The organism is Streptomyces sp. NPDC033229, assembly GCF_055576875.1.
In genome coordinates, this window is the sequence record NZ_JBVIQR010000001.1 from 154,784 (window position 1) to 169,872 (window position 15,089).

A 15,089-nucleotide genomic window follows, 5' to 3' on the forward strand; every position below is an offset into this window, starting at 1 on the left:
TTCCCTTTTTGTTCACGTTCAGCTCACGGGGCCCACGAGACCACAGCTCGCGGTCTCCACGTGCCGCGCCGACCGGCACTTTCGGCCATGCCGACGCATGACACCACCGTATCCGCAAGACCCCGCGGGTCGAGCGCCGCTCTGCCGACTGGCTCCGTGCGCAACCCCCGGCCGGTGCGCTCGCACAGGAGTGGCGGACACGAACGGTAGGCGGGATTCCACCTCGGGGCGTGCCTGGGCAGTGTCACGCCGCGGGCATAGTCGGCTGGAAATCGACGGATCCGGTCATTTGTTGGCGCCTCGCCAATCGGAACCAATCAGATTGTGCCGCGAACGGAAGCTGTCGCCCTTCCGCCCGGCAGCCGCGCCAGGCTCTCGCCCAGCCGCGCGGCCCCATCGCCATGCCGCGCGCGCCGAAACGGGCTCCCGCCCCGGGAGCCGTCCCCGGGCTCGTCCCAGAACGCTTCCCAGAACAGGAGTGCCCGCATGAGGAGCAGTCGTGTCGAGATCTGCGTGGTCGGTGCCGGGCCGCGAGGGCTCTCCGTGCTGGAGCGGCTGTGCGCGAACGAGCGCGCCGCGCCGTCCCACTCCGCTGTCACCGTGCACGTCGTCGACCCCGCGGAGCCCGGCGCCGGCGCCGTCTGGCGCACCGATCAGCCCCGCCACCTGCTGATGAACACCGTCGCCTCGCAGATCACCCTCTACACGGACGACAGCACCCGAATAGCGGGCCCCATCGAGCACGGCCCGAGTCTGTACGCGTGGGCACGCGGTCTGCTGGTCATGGGCCGGACCCGCGACCACGGCTGCGACGACCACGACAGCCGCCACGACCACGACTGCTACGACCACGTCTGCTACGACCACGTCTGCCAACACCACGACGACGAGACCCTCGCGGAAGCCCGTGACCTCGGCCCGGATTCCTACCCCACCCGCGCTTTCTACGGCCGCTACCTCCGCGCCGGGTTCCAGCGCGTCGTGGCCCGCGCCCCCGGCCACGTCACCGTCGTGGTCCACCGCTCGCGCGCGGTCGCCCTGACCGACGCCGACTCCGACTCCGATACCGACGGCGCCCCGGGCGGCCCGCAGGGCCTCCGGCTGGAGGACGGCACCCGGCTGAGCCGGCTGGACGCGGTCGTCCTGGCGCTCGGCCACGTCCCCGCGCACCTCGCGCCCCGCGAGGCGCGGACGGCGGCCCTGGCCCGGAGCCACCGGCTGCGGTACGTCGCCCCCGCCAACCCCGCCGACCTCGACCTGAGTGTGGTCGCGGCCGGTGAGCCCGTCCTGCTGCGCGGACTCGGGCTGAACTTCTTCGACCACATGGCGCTGTTCACCGCGGGCCGCGGTGGCACCTTCAGCCGCGAGGGCCGTCGCCTGGTCTACCGGCCCTCGGGCGACGAACCGCGCCTGTACGCCTTCTCCCGCCGCGGCGTGCCCTACCACGCACGCGGGCGGAACGAGAAGGGAGCCACCGGCCGCCACTTACCCAGGCTGCTCACCGCCGAGCACATCGCCGGTCTGCGGGAGCGCGCCCGGCGCGGGGCCCCGGTGCGCTTCGGCAGGGACCTGTGGCCGCTGATCGCCCGCGAGGTCGAGAGCGTCTACTACGGCACGCTGCTGGGTGCCCAGGGCCGCGGAGCCGACCGGGAGACGTTCGTCGACCGCTATCTGGCCCTGCCGCCCGCCGCGGACCCCGCCGCGCTGCTGGAATCCTTCGGTATCGCCGACGACGACCGTTGGGACTGGGAACGGCTTTCCAGGCCGTGCGGGGACCGCGCGTTCGCCTCCCGTGCCGAGTTCCGCCACTGGCTGCTCGGCCATCTCGCCGAGGACGTGACCGCCGCCCGCGCCGGCAATGTCAGCGGCCCGCTCAAGGCGGCCCTGGACGTCCTGCGCGACCTGCGCAACGAGATCAGGCTCGCCGTCGACCACGGCGGCCTGGACGGCGACTCGCACCGCGACGACCTGGACGGCTGGTACACCCCGCTCAACGCTTTCCTCTCCATCGGCCCGCCCGCCTCCCGCATCGAGGAGATGATCGCCCTCATCGAGGCGGGCGTCCTGGAGGTCACCGGGCCGGGCACCCGTGTACGGATCGACGCCGCGGACCCCGGCGGCCCCGCCTTCGTCGCCGAGTCCGACATCGTCCCCGGCGAGGCGATCCGCTCCGGCGTGCTCATCGAGGCCCGGCTGCCCGAGCCCGATCTGCGCCGCACCGCTGACCCGTTGCTGCGGCACCTGGCCGGCACCGGCCAGATCACCACCTTCCGCGTCGACGCGGCCACCGGCGCCCGCTACGAGACCGGCGGAATGGCCGTCACCGAGCGCCCGTACCGCGTCATCGACGGCCGGGGACACGCCCACCCGCGCCGCTTCGCCTACGGCGTCCCGACCGAGTCCGTGCACTGGGTCACCGCCGCCGGCATCCGGCCGGGAGTGGACTCGATGACCCTCGGCGACTCCGACGCCATCGCCCGCGCGGTCCTCGCCCTGCCGCCCGTCGCCCACGCGCCCGTAGCCCGTGCGCCCCTCGCCCACCTGCCCTCCGCGCCGCGACGCACCGCCCCCGCCGATACGGATCTCACCGGCGCGACGGTCTGAGGGCGGCGGTCTGAGGGTGGCGGTCTGAGGGCGACGCGCTGAGAGAGAGCGACGCACGACACGCGCGGCCGGGCCGTCAGGAAAGAGCCTTCCCCTGCCGCGGCGTGGCTCAATTCCCGCCCCGCGCGGCTCTCGGCCCTGCCGTCACCGCGCCCATTACCGCACGTCCACCTCGTGAACACCCGTAGGAGGACGGACAAGAGGCGGATGCCTGTTCGTATTTCGTGATGAAGTTCGGACACACGGTCACCGGCGTGGTTAGGATGATCGGCGTATTCCGCTTCCGGACGGGACGTCAGGACGCCGACCTGTCCGGCCGACCACATGCCCCTTACGTCCATCGCCCACGAGGAATTGATGTCACATCACATACCGGAGGCGGTGATCTGGTGCCTGGCCGTCGCGTTGACCGCCGTCCTGATCCTGCTGGTCCGCCAGCGCGGGATCACCGCCGGAGTGCGCAGGCGCGTCGCCCAACTGGAAGAGAGCCTGCAGGCGCGTGACGAGGAGGTACGGCATCTGGTCGGGGTCCGGCTGCCCGCTGTGGCGGAGACCATGAACCAGCCCGTGCCGCTGCCCGGCCCGCTCGACGAACGGCTCGCCGGCACCTCGTTCGCGCAGAGTCTGCAGGCGGCCCTGGAGCTGTTCACCCAGGCCGTCGACAAGGCGCAGGCCCGCGCGGACCAGTCCGCGAAGGCCGCCCTCAAGGCCTCCATGCGCGCCCTCCAGGGGCTCGCGCACGAACAGCAGCTGGCCATCTCCGACATGCAGGACCGGCACGACAATCCCGACGTATTGCGCGACCTGTTGGAGATCGACCACGCCAACTCCCAGTTCGGCCGCCGCGCCCAGGCCATCGCCGTCCTGTGCGGCTCCTGGCCCGGCCGGCAGCGCGTCGCCTCCCAGCTGACCGATGTCGTACGGGGCGCCACCTCCCGCATCCGCGACTACCGCCGGGTGCGGGTGCACAGCCAGGCCGACATCGCCGTCGTCAGCCGGGTGGTGGAGCCCGTGGTGCTCGCCGTCGCCGAACTCCTCGACAACGCCGCGCGCCACTCGCAGCCCAACACCACCGTCGAGGTCAGCCTCCAGCCCGTGCACAACGGCGCCGTCGTCGTCATCGACGACGCGGGCGTGGGCATGGACGGCCAGGAGGTGCAGCACGCGGTCGCGCTGCTCTCCGGGCAGCGGGTCGTGGACGTCTCCCGGCTGGGCGACCCCCCGCAGTTCGGCTTCCCGGTCATCGGCGTGCTCGCCGCGCGCTACGGCTTCAGCGTCTCCGTCGACACCCGCTCGCCGTACGGCGGTGTACGGGCCGTGGTGTTCCTGCCCAGCGCCCTGCTGACCCACCTCGAGATCGACGGGCCCGGCACCACCCCGCTCCGGCACCCGGCCACGACCGACAGCGGTCGCGGCGGAGCCGGGGCGCCCAGGTCGCAGCAGCCGCCCGTACGCTCGCCGGAACGTCCCCCCGTGCCCGAGGAGTTCCCCGCCGGACACCCGGACCGGCCCGCCGACGACGCCCCCGCGGTGACTGGCTCGACGGCCGGAGGACTGCCCAAGCGCCGCCGCCGGCAGCCCCCCGCCCCCCGGCCGGCCGCGCCGCCGCCCGCCGAGAGCCCCAGCGAGCGCACCGCGGAACAGACCGCCCGGATCATGGGCGCGTTCGCCCGCGGCACCCGCTCCGGCCGGGACGCCTGCGAGTCCCCCGTGGCCGACGGCTACCCCGGCGAACCCGGCTACCCCGGCCCCACGGGTGATACCGGCTACACCGGCGACTACGGCTATACCGGCCACACCGGCCCCGCCGATCACGGCGCCCCCACCCCCGACGACGAAGGGAAACCCCCCGCGTGAACGACCACATGAACAACGAGCTCGGCTGGATGCTCGACGAGGTCGTCAAGATGCCGGAGACCCGGCACGCGATCCTGCTCTCCGCCGACGGCATGCTGCGCGCCCACTCCCAGGGCATCGGCCGCGACGAGGCGGAGCGACAGGCCGCCGCCCTCTCCGGGCTGCAGTCGATCAGCCGCTCCACCGGCGAGTTCTGCACCCACCAGGCCCACCAGGAGACCCCCTGGCGGCAGACGCTCGTCGAGTTCGCCCACGGCTACGTCTTCCTCATAGCCGCCGGCCCCGGCGCCTACCTCGCCGTCTCGGCCTCCGAGCACGTCGACATGGAAGCCGTCACCTACCGCATGCAGAAGCTCGTGGACCGGCTCGGCAAGGAACTGACCAGCCCGCCCCGGCAGGGTGTCTGGCAGGGCCCGGGCACCCCGGCATGACCCCGCCGGCGCCGAGGCGCGACAAAGGGTTAGTACGCCCGTACGTCGTCACCGACGGGCGTGCCCACCCGACCCGCAACACCTTCGACCTGGTCACGCTGGTCATGGCGCACGGCGACCTGCCGATCGGCGGGCTCAGCCCCGAAAAGCGCGCGCTCATGGAACTCTGCCTCGGCGGCGCCCTGTCGGTCGCCGAGATCGCCGGCCATCTGATGCTGCCCGTCAGCGTCACCAAGGTGCTGCTCGGCGATCTCGTGGACAGCGGCCACCTCAGTACCCGGGCCCCCATCCCCTCGGCCCAACTGCCCGAGGCCCAGATCTTGCAGGAGGTACTCGATGGACTCCGCGCTCGCCTCTGACACCGCTCATGAGGGGGCCGTCTATCTTCGTCAGTCGGTGCGGACCGCCGCGAAGCTGCTCGTCGTGGGGCACTTCGCGGTGGGCAAGACCACCTTCGTCGGCTCGCTGTCGGAAATCCGGCCGCTGCGCACCGAGGAGACCATGACGCAGGCCGGCGCCCTCGTCGACGACCTGGCCGGCATCCGGGGCAAGACCACCACCACGGTGGCCATGGACTTCGGCCGGCTCACCCTCAGCGACAGCCTCGTCCTCTATCTCTTCGGCGCCCCCGGCCAGCAGCGCTTCACCCGGCTCTGGCAGGACATGACTCGCGGCGCGCTCGGCGCCCTGGTCCTCGCCGACACCCGGCGCCTGGAGCAGTCCTTCGACGTCATGGGACTGCTGGAGGAACACGGCCTGCCGTACGCCGTCGCCGTCAACCACTTCGACGGCGCCCCCACCCACCCCGAGGAGGAGATCCGCGAAGCCCTCGATCTGCTCCCCGAGACCCCGCTCATCACCTGCGACGCACGCGACCGGATCTCCTCCACCCGGGCCCTGATCACCCTCGTGGAATACCTCCAGACCCGGCAGAGCCGCCTGTCCAGCACCGCCCAGGAGCATGTGTGACCCACCACCCCGACGCCGGCCCCCCGCCGCCGGGCTGCCCCGCGCACCGCGCCCCGGCGCCGCCCCCGCGCCCCCAGCCGCTGTACGGGCCCGACTTCGCCGCCGACCCGCACGCCGTCTACGCCCGGCTGCGCACCCTGGGCCCGGCCGCGCCCGTGGAACTCGCGCCAGGCGCCACCGCCACCCTCGTCACGGACTACCGGGCCGCCCTCGAAGTGCTCCGCACCCCCGAGACCTTCGCCAAGGACGCCCGCCGCTGGCGCGCCCTCGCCGAGGGCCGGGTGGCCCCGGACAACCCCGTCGTGCCGATGATGGCCTACCGGCCCAACTGCCTGTTCTCCGACGGCGACGCCCACCGCAGGCTGCGCCAGGCGGTCACCGACAGCCTCGGCCGGATCGACCCCAACGCCCTGCGCGGCTACGTCGAGCGCAGCGCCGACACCCTCATCGACCGGTTCGCGCCGCTCGGCGAGACCGATCTGCTCGGCGGCTACGCCAAGGTGCTGCCCCTGCTGGTCTTCCAGCAGCTCTTCGGCTGCCCGCCCGAGCTCGGCGACCGCCTCGTCGAGGGCTTCTCCGGGATCTTCGACGGCGTGGACGCCGAGCGCGCCAACGACCTCATCACCGAGACCCTGGTGCGACTCGTCTCCCTCAAGCGGGCCCGGCCCGGCGCGGACGTCATCTCCTGGCTGCTCGCCCACCCGGTCGCCCTCACCGACGAGGAGATGATCCACCAGCTCGTCGTCCTCATCGGCGCCGGCACCGAACCCCAGCAGAACCTGATCGCCAACGCGCTGCGGCTGCTGCTCTCCGACGACCGCTTCGCGGGAGACCTCGCCGGCGGCAGCATGCCCGTCGAGGACGCCCTCGACGAGGTGCTCTGGCTCGACCCGCCGATGGCCAACTACGCCGTCCACTATCCCGTCCACGACGTGGACTTCGGGGGTGTCCCGCTGAACCGGGGCGAGCCGGTCGTGGTGAGCTTCGCCGCCGCCAACACCGATCCCGCGCTGCTGTCCGACCAGCGCACCGGCAACCGCGCCCACCTCGCCTGGAGCGCCGGCCCGCACACCTGCCCCGCCAAGGACTCCGCCCGGCTCATCGCCGCCGTCGCCGTCGAGAAGCTCCTCGACCGGCTGCCCGACCTGGAGCTGGCCGTACCCGTCGACCGGCTCGTCTGGCGACCCGGCCCGTTCCACCGGGCCCTCACCGCCCTGCCCGTGCGCTTCCCCCCGGTCCCCGTGCCCACGGCGGCGCCCGCGCCGCTGCTGGTACCGGACCCCGACCGGGCGCACGGCCACCCGTCCCCCGAACCCGCAGGAGACCGACGATGGACCAGCAGACCTGCCCCGTCCGCATCGACCCCGCCGGCCGCGACATCCACGGCGAGGCCGCCCGTCTCCGCGCCCTCGGCCCGGCGACCCCCGTGGAGCTCCCTGGTGGCGTGGTGGCGTGGGCAGTGACCACGCGGCCGCTGCTCAAGGAACTCCTCACCGACCCGCGCGTCTCGAAGGACCCGCGCCAGCACTGGCCGACCTGGATCAACGGCGAGATCTCCCCGGACTGGCCGCTGTACACCTGGGTCGCGGTGCAGAACATGTTCACCGCCTACGGCAGCGACCACAAACGGCTGCGGATCCTCGTCTCCAAGGCGTTCACCGCCCGCCGCACCGCCGCCCTGCGCCCCCGCATCGAGGAGATGACCACCGATCTCCTCGACACGCTCGCGGCCCACGGCCCGGACGAGATCGTCGACCTGCGTGAGGGCTACGCCTACCCGATCCCGATCCAGGTGATCTGCGAGCTCTTCGGTGTCGATGCCGTCAACGACACGGAGACCCGCGAGGGGCTGCGCCGCTGCGTCGACTCGCTCTTCCACACCTCCGCCGACCCGGAGGAGGTCACGGCCAACTACACCGAGCTGTACGCGCTGCTCGGCCGGATCGTCGCGGCCAAGCGCGAGAAGCCCGGCGACGACATGACCAGCGTCCTGATCTCCGCCCGCGAGGAGGACGGCCCCGGTGGCAGCCGGCTGAGCGAGCAGGAACTGGTCGACACCCTGCTGCTGATGATCGGCGCCGGTCACGAGACCACCGTGAACCTCCTCGACAACGCCATCCACGCGCTGCTCACCCACCCCGAGCAGCTGGAGCTCATCCGCACCGGCAAGGCCGGCTGGGACGATGTGATCGAAGAGACACTGCGGCTCCAGGCCCCGGTCGCCAATCTGCCGCTGCGCTACGCCGTCGAGGACATCGAGCTGGACGGCGGGGTCACCCTGCGCAAGGGCGACGCGATCATCGCCGCCTACGCCGCGGCCGGCCGGGACCCGCAGATGTACGGGGCGGGGGCCGACGACTTCGACCTCACCCGCGCCGACAAGGACCACCTGGCCTTCGGCCACGGCGTCCACCACTGCCTGGGCGCCCCCCTCGCCCGGCTGGAGGCCGCCGTCGCGCTGCCCGCCCTCTTCGCGCGCTTCCCCGAGCTGACCCTCGCCGCCGCCCCCGGTGAGCTGAGCCCCGTGGAGTCCTTCATCTCCAACGGCCACCGCGCCCTGCCCGCCCGACTGGGCCGTCACTAGGACCCACCCGCACCCTCCGCCCGCCGGGAACGCACGCGACACACGCCACATTCGTCCTTCCCGGCGGGTGGCGGGTGGGCGCGCTCCCGAGCGAGCGCATACGATCCTCTGCGTGTCCAAACTGACCGACCTGCCCAAACGGATCCTTATCGGCCGGGCGCTGCACAGCAACAAGCTGGGGGAGACACTCCTCCCCAAGCGCATCGCCCTCCCCGTCTTCGCCTCCGACCCGCTGTCCTCGGTGGCGTACGCGCCGGGCGAAGTGCTGCTCGTCCTCTCCGTGGCAGGCGTGTCGGCCTACCACTTCAGTCCATGGATCGCGGTCGCGGTCGTGGTGCTGATGTTCACGGTGGTCGCCTCGTACCGCCAGAACGTGCACGCCTACCCCAGCGGCGGCGGTGACTACGAGGTCGCCAACACCAACCTGGGCCCCAAGGCCGGACTGACCGTCGCCAGCGCCCTGCTCGTCGACTACGTCCTGACCGTCGCGGTCTCGATCTCCTCCGGCATCGAGAACCTCGGCTCCGCCATCCCCTTCGTCATCGAGCACAAGACGGCCTGCGCCGTCGGCGTCATCGTGCTGCTCACGCTGATGAACCTGCGCGGCGTCAAGGAGTCCGGCAAGCTCTTCGCCATCCCGACGTACGTCTTCGTCGGCGGTGTCTTCCTGATGATCGCCTGGGGCGCCGTCCGCGGCCTGTTCATGGGCGACAGCATGAAGGCCCCCACCGCCGACTACACCATCCACGCCGAACACCAGGGACTCGCGGGCTTCGCCCTCGTCTTCCTGCTGCTGCGCGCCTTCTCCTCCGGCTGCGCCGCCCTCACCGGCGTCGAGGCCATCAGCAACGGCGTGCCCGCGTTCCGCAAGCCCAAGAGCAAGAACGCCGCGACGACGCTCGCGCTCATGGGCGGCCTCGCCGTCACCATGTTCTGCGGCATCATCGCGCTGGCCATGGTCACCAAGGTGCGGATGGCCGAGCACCCGGCCACCGACCTGCTCAAGGACGGCAAGCCGGTCGGCGACGGCTACACCCAGAACCCGGTGATCTCGCAGGTCGCCGAGGCGGTCTTCGGCAACGGCTCGTTCCTCTTCATCGTGCTCGCCGCCGCCACCGCCCTCGTGCTCTTCCTGGCCGCGAACACCGCCTACAACGGCTTCCCGCTCCTCGGCTCGATCCTCGCCCAGGACCGCTACCTGCCGCGCCAGCTGCACACCCGCGGCGACCGCCTCGCGTTCTCCAACGGCATCGTGCTGCTCTCCGGTGCCGCCGCGATACTCGTCATCATCTACGGGGCCGACTCCACCCGTCTCATCCAGCTCTACATCGTCGGCGTCTTCGTCTCCTTCACCCTCAGCCAGATCGGCATGGTCCGGCACTGGAACCGCCACCTGGCCACCGAGACCGACCCGGCCGAGCGCCGCCGCATGGTCCGCTCCCGCGCGATCAACACCTTCGGCGCCTTCTTCACCGGCCTGGTCCTCGTCGTGGTGCTGCTGACGAAGTTCACCCACGGCGCGTGGGTCGCCCTGCTCGGCATGGTGATCTTCTACGCCACCATGACCGCGATCAGGAAGCACTACGACCGGGTCGCCGAGGAGATCGCCGTCGAGGACGAGCCCGGCGAAGAGGTCGTGCGTCCCTCCCGGGTGCACTCCATCGTCCTGGTTTCCAAGATCCACAAGCCGACGCTGCGGGCCCTGGCCTACGCCAAGCTCATGCGCTCCGACACCCTCGAGGCCCTGACCATCAGCGTCGACGCCGCCGAGACCAAGGCGCTGCACGAGGAATGGTCGCGCCGCGGCCTCGACGTCCCGCTGAAGGTCCTCGACTCGCCCTACCGCGAGATCACCCGGCCGATCATCGACTACGTCAAGCGGCTGCGGAAGGAGAGCCCGCGCGACGTGGTCAGCGTCTACATCCCCGAATACGTGGTCGGCCACTGGTACGAGCACCTGCTGCACAACCAGAGCGCGCTGCGCCTGAAGGGCCGGCTGCTCTTCACGCCCGGCGTGATGGTCACCTCGGTGCCCTGGCAGCTCGACTCCTCCGAGGCCGCCAAGAAGCGGGCCCGCAAGCGCGCCGAGTGGAACGCCCCGGGTGCGGTGCGCCGCGGCCCGGTCACGCAGCCCAAGCGGGAAAAGGCCGCCACGAAGAAGTAGCGCGGTCGTCGAGGGGGTGAGGTGGGACGTAGACTCGAAGGCTGTCCCCCTCACCCCCTTTGAGTTCTCTGGAGTCGACCCGCCATGCAGCACGAGACCGAAGCATCGCTGGTCGGCCACGAGTACGAGGTCGAGGTCGGCCCCGTCGCCCACGGCGGCCACTGCGTCGCCCGCACGGACGCGGGCCGGGTCCTGTTCGTCCGGCACGCGCTCCCCGGCGAGCGGGTCGTCGCCCGCATCACCGAGGGCGAGTCGACGTCCCGCTTCCTGCGCGCGGACGCGGTACAGGTCCTGGAGGCCTCGAAGGACCGCGTCGAGGCCCCCTGCCCCTTCTCGGGCCCCGGCAAGTGCGGCGGCTGCGACTGGCAGCACGCCAAGCCCGGCGCCCAGCGCCGCCTCAAGGGCGAGGTCATCGCCGAGCAGCTGATGCGCCTCGCCGGGCTGACGCCGGAGGAGGCGGGCTGGGACGGCACCGTCGTCCCGGCCGACGGCGACAAGCTCCCGGCCGGCGAGGTCCCCGCCTGGCGCACCCGCGTGCAGTACGCGGTCGACGCCGAGGGCCACGCCGGACTGCGCAAGCACCGCTCGCACGACGTCGAGATCATCGACCGCTGCCTGATCGCGGCCCCGGGCGTCTCGGAGCTGGGCGTCGAGAAGCGCGAGTGGCCGCAGATGGCCTCCGTCGAGGCCATCGCCGCCTCCGGCTCCGGCGACCGCCAGGTGATCCTCACCCCGAAGCCGGGCGGCCGCCTCCCGATCGTCGAGCTGGACAAGCCGGTGTCGGTGCTGCGCATCGGGGAGAAGGACAAGCAGGTCCACCCGGTGCACGGCCGCGCCTTCGTCCGCGAGCGCGCCGACGGCCGCACCTACCGCGTCGGCGAGGGCGGCTTCTGGCAGGTCCACCCGCAGGCGGCGGACATGCTGGTGAAGGCCGTCATGCAGGGCCTGATGCCCCGCAAGGGCGACATGGCCCTCGACCTCTACTGCGGCGTCGGCCTCTTCGCGGGCGCGCTCGCCGAGCGCATCGGCGACAAGGGCGCGGTGCTCGGCATCGAGTCCGGCAAGCGCGCGGTGGAGGACGCCCGCCACAACCTCAAGGACCTGGAGCGGGTCCGCATCGAGCAGGGCAAGGTCGAGCAGGTCCTGCCGCGCACCCGCATCGAGGAGGCCGACATCATCGTCCTCGACCCGCCTCGCGCCGGCGCCGGCAAGCAGACGGTCCGCCACCTGGCGTCGCTGGGGGCGCGCCGGATCGCGTACGTGGCCTGCGACCCGGCAGCCCTGGCCCGCGACCTGGCGTACTTCGCGGAAGAGGGCTACAAGCCGGTCAAGCTCCGGGCGTTCGACTTCTTCCCGATGACGCACCACGTGGAGTGCGTGGCGATCCTGAAGCCGGTGGCGAAGGAGGTCTGAGCTGGGTCTTCCGGCGGGCCTGAAGTGGGCTACAGGCGTTGTTTCGACGCTGAGGTGACGCCTGTGACGCTCATTCAGGGCTCTTCCTGCCGTGGCGCCAGGGCGGTGATGGTGCAGGTCATGCCGGGTGCTGAGCTCGGTTTGTGCGGTCTGGCTCGGCAGAGACTTAAAAGAAAATCGGTCCGTTCCTCCGTCGCTGGTTGCGGCGGCGGGTGCGCTGCCAGGTGTGGCGTCGCGGCTGGCAGCCGGGCAGTGTAGACACTCAACCGATGCATAATTGGCTCGAGATCCCCGGCCCGGGGGTCGGGGATTTCTGGTATCAGCGGTGAACCGTTGAGTGGATTCAGGCGTTGTACGTGGCCCTCGGCCCAGGCGCTCCACGCCTCGGCTTCGTCCTTGGCCAGCCCGAGCGGCAGACTCACTGCGTGGAGTCGAAGGGCGTCGACGTACTGGACAAGCCCCGCTGTGCGCCTCCACGCTGCGTTCTGTGCTTCAAGGAGGCGGTTGTGTATGCCTCTGCGTACTCGGTCGTGGCCTGACGTTTCACGGCTTCCCGTCGCAGGCGCTTCTGGTGTGCCTCCTCAAGGTCCGCCAGATGCTTGCCTTCGGCTGCCTGCCCGCGGAGGCCGACTTCCTGCACGATTTCGGCGAGCTGGCCCTCAAGGGGGCGTGCGGCCGGGGCGGCCCACTCCAGCCCTGTGTCGCAGACTGCCGCTGACGCAGATCCTCAGGCGTTCAGCGAGGAGTGGTCATACCGAGGAATCCTGACCCAGGAGTGCTTCGCTGCATCCGCGAGTTCCAGTCGTTCGTCTCGGGGGTCCTTCCCGACCAGCGCGCCGAGACGACACGGATCGGCCGTTTCTCGGTCTCGGCCACTGGCTTCACGTTTGCCAATTCGACCGCCGGCTTCAACGAGCTCTTCCAGGAGCTGTTCCGTCACGGTCTTGGCCCTCTTCCGTCGAAGGGAGCCGGTTCGTTGGCCGTCTGCCGGTCAGTGCGCGACGGCCGCTGGCCGTTCTTCGCTCATCCGCGGAGGTGGCCTTCGGGCGAACGAGCGTCCGTACTAGCCTGGGCATCTGTTCTGAGGCGCCCCGTGTCCAGGGCAGGGAAAGCCTAGTTAGGCCCATTGATCCCGCTCAGGTCACGGCCAAGAGGGGGACCGGCAAGCGGGGCATGTAGATGTGGTCGCTCGTGCTTCCGGTGACGGGTACCGGAGGGTAAGCATGGGCGTGCAGACGCACTGCAAGCGAGGGTGTCAGTTCGAAACGAGAGCGGGTTGGTCCATGTCGGTCGTGGCGCGAGAGCCGATGGATGTCGTCGCGGGTTTGGTGGCTCCCTGCGACCTCGTGCCCCGCGAGGCGAAGCTCGCGCCCGTTGAAGCCTTCGGCGCGGAAGCCGTTGTGGCCTACCGGTATGACGTGCGAGAGCGCGAGCGACGGGCAGCAGATGGGATGCCGCCGCTGACGCGCCCTGATGTGCTGAATCTCCTCATGGCGCTTCCCCTCGGTGAGCCGGTTCCTGCCAGCTCCTTGAGCGAGCGGGAGCGGCGGGTCCTGAGGTCCTTGCCGAAGGGCGCAGCGATCCGCAGAGGCGGGTCGGTTACTCGCCGGGCGACGCAGCCTGTCTCCATCGACATGGCTTTCGTGCCTGGCCGTAGCTGGGAGTCGGCCATGGAGAAGGCCGAGCGCTTTACTCCATTTTGCTCCCGCGTGGTGGTGGTGGACGGGGCATTGCGGCGCAAGGATGAGGCAGCGATGCGCGCCGACTTCTACGGCATCGGGCTGCTCACGGTCCAGGGAGACATGGTGGAAGTGGTGGTGCCACCGCGCCCCTTCGTGCGCAGACGCCATACCGTCGCCGGTTGGAAGTTCCTAGAAGACGTTCACTGCCAGCTGCCCTGAGTGCGTCGCCCGCGACTCGCTATTGGGCGACCGGGAGTGATGCCCACGCTTTGAGCGGTGAGGGCACTTGGAAACCGGACCTGGGGCTAGCACCCAGGCCGATGCGCTGGTTCTCCAACGCGTAGCGATCGATGGCGGCCGCACATTTGTCGCGCCACCACGTTTTGCGCGGAGCGCCGGGTCGGTAACCGGCCATTTCGGTGACCCAATCGCTCCACGTGAGCACAGTATGGTTGTCGGCCTCGCGTCGGGTTTCACCGTCAGGAAGGTAGAATCGATCGAGGCCGCGCCCGTTGCACTCCTCGCAGGAGCAGGTCGCGGGATTGACGTTGCTGTACAGCCTGGAGAGGGACGCGGCGCCCTTGAAACACATGAGCTCCGGCATCAGCAAGTTCGGGTATATGGGACCTCCCGACTTGGTGACTTGCGCCTTCTCACCGGGCGGGATCGCGTGGCGGAGTGAACTCTGAACGCCGATGCCTGCGCAGAAAGCGCCATGTGCCATGGCGTCGAGCGCTGCGAGATCAGTCCGCAGGAGTGCCATGTGCTCGACCTCAGCGAACAGGCTGCGCAGATTGGCAGGGATGTCCTTGGCCTGCGCTAGGGGGTCGAACTGGCGGAAGAGGATGATGGCCTTCGGGTGCCGGATCTTCGTGCAGACCGCGATGAGCTGACCGATGTTTTCGCGGTTCAGCCACGTCACGTCGATCGGGAGCGCCACGACGGTGTCGGCGCGTTCGATCTGATTGGCCTCGCGCATCACTGCTTTGAGCGCCTTGGAGTCCGTCGGCGGAATGTAGCCGGTCGGGGTCAGTGCCGCGCTCGCCCCTCGGGCCTTCTGAAAGGCCAGCGAGGTGTCCACGGAGGTGAACAGCTCGTCGGTGGGCACCATGAACGGCTCATCTGCCGTCGCGACGTAGGCCGTGTAGGGGGCGCTGTCGATCAGAAGGGTGCCCTCGTAGCCCGTCGTGCTGCGAAGCTGGAAGGCCCTCTCGTCGGCTTTGGCGCCGGTCATCACCACGCCGCTGAGGTCGTCATCAAGGGCGTGGCGGGTCTGCGGAAGGTTGAGGGCGTTTTCATGGAGCAGTACCCGCCCCCGCAGAAGAGGTACGGCGGCAACGGTGTGGTCGAGTGTCTTCAAGGCGGGCGGCTGCCGCCTCGGGGAG

At 70.8% G+C, this 15,089-nt stretch carries 12 protein-coding genes; 11 read left to right on the forward strand and 1 reads right to left on the reverse strand.

What is annotated here, in order from left to right; all coding sequences use genetic code 11:
* The first annotated feature begins 486 nt into the window (after positions 1–486).
* From ACZ53N_RS00645 to ACZ53N_RS00695, 11 genes are all read left to right on the forward strand, one after another.
* A complete protein-coding gene (locus ACZ53N_RS00645) occupies positions 487–2,604 on the forward strand; it encodes an FAD/NAD(P)-binding protein (protein WP_469138806.1) in 2,118 nt (705 codons plus the stop codon).
* Positions 2,605–2,961: 357 nt separating this feature from the next.
* Positions 2,962–4,461, forward strand: coding sequence for an ATP-binding protein (locus ACZ53N_RS00650; RefSeq protein ID WP_469138807.1), 1,500 nt, complete (start codon positions 2,962–2,964; stop codon positions 4,459–4,461).
* Positions 4,462–4,469: 8 nt separating this feature from the next.
* Positions 4,470–4,892, forward strand: a complete 423-nt coding sequence (locus tag ACZ53N_RS00655) for a roadblock/LC7 domain-containing protein (protein ID WP_469139024.1) — start codon at positions 4,470–4,472, stop codon at positions 4,890–4,892.
* On the forward strand, positions 4,889–5,251 hold the full coding sequence (locus ACZ53N_RS00660) for a DUF742 domain-containing protein (protein ID WP_130881749.1): 363 nt from the start codon (positions 4,889–4,891) through the stop codon (positions 5,249–5,251). Before ACZ53N_RS00655 ends, ACZ53N_RS00660 begins: the two co-directional genes overlap by 4 nt.
* A complete protein-coding gene (locus ACZ53N_RS00665) occupies positions 5,229–5,861 on the forward strand; it encodes a GTP-binding protein (protein WP_469138808.1) in 633 nt (210 codons plus the stop codon). The genes ACZ53N_RS00660 and ACZ53N_RS00665 overlap by 23 nt, the downstream gene beginning before the upstream one ends.
* Entirely contained in the window at positions 5,858–7,324 is a 1,467-nt protein-coding gene (locus ACZ53N_RS00670; protein ID WP_469138809.1) for a cytochrome P450, read from the forward strand. The genes ACZ53N_RS00665 and ACZ53N_RS00670 overlap by 4 nt, the downstream gene beginning before the upstream one ends.
* Entirely contained in the window at positions 7,306–8,445 is a 1,140-nt protein-coding gene (locus ACZ53N_RS00675; protein WP_469139025.1) for a cytochrome P450 family protein, read from the forward strand. The genes ACZ53N_RS00670 and ACZ53N_RS00675 overlap by 19 nt, the downstream gene beginning before the upstream one ends.
* Before the next feature lie 112 nt (positions 8,446–8,557).
* Entirely contained in the window at positions 8,558–10,609 is a 2,052-nt protein-coding gene (locus tag ACZ53N_RS00680) for an APC family permease (protein WP_469138810.1), read from the forward strand.
* A gap of 84 nt (positions 10,610–10,693) precedes the next feature.
* Entirely contained in the window at positions 10,694–12,022 is a 1,329-nt protein-coding gene (locus ACZ53N_RS00685) for a class I SAM-dependent RNA methyltransferase (RefSeq protein WP_469138811.1), read from the forward strand.
* 571 nt (positions 12,023–12,593) lie between these two features.
* Positions 12,594–12,740 carry a hypothetical protein gene (locus ACZ53N_RS00690; protein ID WP_469138812.1) on the forward strand — a complete coding sequence of 49 codons (147 nt, stop codon included), beginning with the start codon at positions 12,594–12,596 and terminating at the stop codon, positions 12,738–12,740.
* Between the two features lie 565 nt (positions 12,741–13,305).
* Complete coding sequence (locus ACZ53N_RS00695; protein ID WP_469138813.1) at positions 13,306–13,923, forward strand: hypothetical protein; 618 nt, start codon at positions 13,306–13,308, stop codon at positions 13,921–13,923.
* 19 nt (positions 13,924–13,942) lie between these two features.
* Here ACZ53N_RS00695 and ACZ53N_RS00700 read toward each other — a convergent pair whose 3' ends face one another.
* Positions 13,943–15,064, reverse strand: a complete 1,122-nt coding sequence (locus tag ACZ53N_RS00700; protein WP_469138814.1) for a hypothetical protein — start codon at positions 15,062–15,064, stop codon at positions 13,943–13,945.
* Positions 15,065–15,089: the final 25 nt, after the last annotated feature.

Excerpts from the sequence above, each read along its gene's own strand:
- ACZ53N_RS00645 (WP_469138806.1), top strand. The coding sequence starts at position 487 with ATGAGGAGCAGTCGTGTCGAGATCTGCGTGGTCGGTGCCGGGCCGCGA.
- ACZ53N_RS00650 (WP_469138807.1), top strand. The coding sequence starts at position 2,962 with ATGTCACATCACATACCGGAGGCGGTGATCTGGTGCCTGGCCGTCGCG.
- ACZ53N_RS00655 (WP_469139024.1), top strand. The coding sequence starts at position 4,470 with ATGAACAACGAGCTCGGCTGGATGCTCGACGAGGTCGTCAAGATGCCG.
- ACZ53N_RS00660 (WP_130881749.1), top strand. The coding sequence starts at position 4,889 with ATGACCCCGCCGGCGCCGAGGCGCGACAAAGGGTTAGTACGCCCGTAC.
- ACZ53N_RS00665 (WP_469138808.1), top strand. The coding sequence starts at position 5,229 with ATGGACTCCGCGCTCGCCTCTGACACCGCTCATGAGGGGGCCGTCTAT.
- ACZ53N_RS00685 (WP_469138811.1), top strand. The coding sequence starts at position 10,694 with ATGCAGCACGAGACCGAAGCATCGCTGGTCGGCCACGAGTACGAGGTC.
- ACZ53N_RS00695 (WP_469138813.1), top strand. The coding sequence starts at position 13,306 with ATGTCGGTCGTGGCGCGAGAGCCGATGGATGTCGTCGCGGGTTTGGTG.